The 3,584-nt window shown below is 53.2% G+C and carries 1 tRNA gene and 2 rRNA genes; all 3 read right to left on the bottom strand.

Annotation, left to right across the window (positions count from 1 at the left end):
* The 3 genes from ACR0JR_RS22095 to ACR0JR_RS22085 all read right to left on the bottom strand — a co-directional run bounded on the left by ACR0JR_RS22095 (nucleotide 1) and on the right by ACR0JR_RS22085 (nucleotide 3,327).
* A tRNA-Met gene (locus tag ACR0JR_RS22095) sits at nucleotides 1-77 on the bottom strand.
* A 90-nt stretch (nucleotides 78-167) separates the two neighbouring features.
* Nucleotides 168-282, bottom strand: a 5S ribosomal RNA gene (rrf, locus tag ACR0JR_RS22090).
* A gap of 218 nt (nucleotides 283-500) precedes the next feature.
* A 23S ribosomal RNA gene (locus tag ACR0JR_RS22085) occupies nucleotides 501-3,327 on the bottom strand.
* Nucleotides 3,328-3,584 lie beyond the last annotated feature (257 nt).

Raw genomic sequence — 3,584 nt, 5'->3', positions numbered from 1 at the left:
TGGTTGCGGGAGCAGGATTTGAACCTGCGACCTTCAGGTTATGAGCCTGACGAGCTACCGGGCTGCTCCATCCCGCGACACTTAGCGTTGGTCTACCGCCTATTCGGCTACTTGAGACCGGGTAGTGTTCTTTTCATCGTGTTAGAGAGATATGGGGATTTTACTAGGTTTGGCGGTGACCTACTCTCCCGGGGCTTAAGCCCAAGTACCATTGGCGCGGCAGTGCTTAACTTCCGGGTTCGGGATGGGACCGGGTGTTTCACTTGCGCTATGACCACCAAACCGAGGAAAATCCCCGTCGCTCTTTTTGCAGTGCAAAAAGGCGACGCGCGGCAGGCAGCGTATTCGCGAAGCGAATGCGCGTTGCCGCACGGTTGTTATGTCACCCCTTACGGGGTTTCACATCAATCAACACCGTCGCTGTTTGCGTAGCAAAAGCGACGTAATTGTCCAACTCAAGGTCAGTGTATGCTTTTGATTTTGTCTTTCCATTACTGGATCAAATCAAGCCTATCGGGCGATTAGTACCGGTCAACTGAACGCATTACTGCGCTTACATCTCCGGCCTATTGACGTGGTGGTCTTCCACGGCCCTCAGGGAGACCTTGTTTTGAGGGGGGCTTCCCGCTTAGATGCCTTCAGCGGTTATCCTGTCCGATCATAGCTACCCAGCACTGCCGTTGGCACGACAACTGGTCCACCAGTGGATCGTTCACCCCGGTCCTCTCGTACTAGGGGCAACTCCTCTCAAGTCTCCTACACCCACGGCAGATAGGGACCGAACTGTCTCACGACGTTCTAAACCCAGCTCACGTACCTCTTTAAACGGCGAACAGCCGTACCCTTGGGACCTGCTCCAGCCCCAGGATGAGATGAGCCGACATCGAGGTGCCAAACACTGCCGTCGATATGGACTCTTGGGCAGTATCAGCCTGTTATCCCCGGCGTACCTTTTATCCGTTGAGCGATGGCCCTTCCACTCGGGACCACCGGATCACTATGGCCGTCTTTCGACTCTGCTCGACTTGTCAGTCTTGCAGTCAGGCTGGCTTCTGCCATTGCACTCAACGAGCGATTTCCGACCGCTCTGAGCCAACCTTCGCGCGCCTCCGTTACGCTTTAGGAGGCGACCGCCCCAGTCAAACTACCCGCCACGCAGGGTCCCGGATCCGGATAACGGACCGCGGTTAGACATCAAGAGTGCGAAGGGTGGTATCTCAAGGGAGGCTCCACGGATACTTGCGTTTCCGCTTCAAAGCCTACCACCTATCCTGCACATCACAATCCTGATGCCAGTGCGAAGCTGTAGTAAAGGTGCACGGGGTCTTTCCGTCTAACCGCGGGAAGCCTGCATCTTGACAGGCAATTCAATTTCGCTGAGTCGATGTTGGAGACAGCGGGGAAGTCGTTACGCCATTCGTGCAGGTCGGAACTTACCCGACAAGGAATTTCGCTACCTTAGGACCGTTATAGTTACGGCCGCCGTTTACCTGGGCTTCAATTCAAGGCTCTCACCTCTCCTTTTAACCTTCAGGCACCGGGCAGGCGTCAGACCCTATACGTCGTCTTGCGACTTCGCAGAGCCCTGTGTTTTTAATAAACAGTCGCCACCCCCTGGTTTGTGCCCCCAGCCCCTAGTTGCCTAGGAACCGGGCCTCCTTCTCGCGAACTTACGGAGGTATTTTGCCGAGTTCCTTCAACATCGTTCTCTCAAGCGCCTTGGTATGCTCTACCAGTCCACCTGTGTCGGTTTAGGGTACGGTCTGATGGAGGGCTATTTCCAGGAACCACTCAGCAGCCCAATCAATCCGATAAGATTGAACTACACCTGTGATCCGTCACATCCTCCTGGCCTAGGAATATTAACCTAGTTCCCATCGCCTACGCCTTTCGGCCTCGGCTTAGGGGCCGGCTTACCCTGCTCAGATTAGCTTTAAGCAGGAACCCTTGGACTTTCGGCGAGAGTGTCTCTCACACTCTTTGTCGCTACTCATGTCATCATTCTCACTAGTGATCTCTCCACCGGATGGCTCACGCCCCGGCTTCATCGAAAGCCTCTCTCCTCCAATCTGCCCGAAGGCATGAAGGAGGAATGAGACTATGTCACACTACGCTCTGCTACCGATGCTTACGCATCCCTAGACTTCGGCTCATGGCTTGAGCCCCGTTACATCTTCGCCGCAGGACAACTTATTTAGACCAGTGAGCTGTTACGCTATCTTTAAAGGATGGCTGCTTCTAAGCCAACCTCCTGGTTGTTTTGGTCGTCCCACCTGCTTTCCCACTTAGCCATGAATTGGGGGCCTTAGTCGTAGGTCAGGGTTGTTTCCCTCTCCACTACGGACGTTAGCATCCGCAGTGTGTCTGCCATCTAGTACTCCCGGGTATTCGGAGTTTGGTTAGGATCAGTAAGCCTGTGGGGCCCCATTACCCATCCAGTGCTCTACCCCCCGGGGTATTCGGATGACGCTCTACCTAAATAGATTTCGCAGAGAACCAGCTATCTCCGAGTTTGATTGGCCTTTCACCCCTAGGCACAGCTCATCCCGATCCTTTTCAACGGATGTGGGTTCGGTCCTCCAGTAAGTGTTACCTTACCTTCAACCTGGCCATGCCTAGATCACTCGGTTTCGGGTCTGATCCCACGAACTCATACGCCCTATTAAGACTCGCTTTCGCTACGCCTACACCTAACGGCTTAAGCTTGCTCGTGAGACCAAGTCGATGACCCATTATACAAAAGGTACGCCGTCAGCTCGCAAGGAGCCTCCGACTGATTGTAGGCGTTCGGTTTCAGGTACTGTTTCACTCCCCTCGTCGGGGTGCTTTTCACCTTTCCCTCACGGTACTGGTTCGCTATCGGTCAGCAAGGAGTACTTAGCCTTCGAAGGTGGTCCTCCGATCTTCAGACAGAATTTCACGTGTTCCGCCCTACTTAATACGTCCATCAAAGCTTCCTATACGGGGCTGTCACCCGCTATGGCCACGCTTCCCAACGTGTTCTAGTCACTTATCTGGCTCGGCTGGTCCCCGTTCGCTCGCCGCTACTAGGGGAGTATCAATTGATTTCCTTTCCTCCGGGTACTTAGATGTTTCAGTTCCCCGGGTTTGCTCTTAAAACCCTATGTATTCAGGTCTTAAGTACCTGTTTAAACCCCATATTGAGTATCAAAGATAACAATATGAAGCTTTCAGGTGGGTTGCCCCATTCAGAGATCCATGGATCAAAGCTTATTCTCAGCTCCCCATGGCTTATCGCAGAGTATCACGTCTTTCATCGCCTCTTGCTGCCAAGGCATTCACCAAACGCCCTTCTCGCGCTTGATTTGATCCAGAAAAAGAAAGACTTGATATTGGCACTACCGCCTATTCGGCTACTTGAGTGCGTTTGACCGCACACAACCAAAGCTGCGCTAGTAATCAAATCGATCGAGACCGCCCAGCTGGTAACTAAAGGCAGTCATTCTTCTGAACCAAAAACATACATTTCCCGCCCCCGCCACTTGGACGAGGACAATTGAGCAACCCCATATGGTCTCCCAGCCGTGCAGCTGATCAACGCAGGTCGCTCGGGTTAGTATATT

Source organism: Ruegeria sp. AA3 (assembly GCF_056542905.1).
Note: the sequence above shows the minus strand (reverse complement) of the source record. Positions and strands in the feature narration are given on the sequence as shown.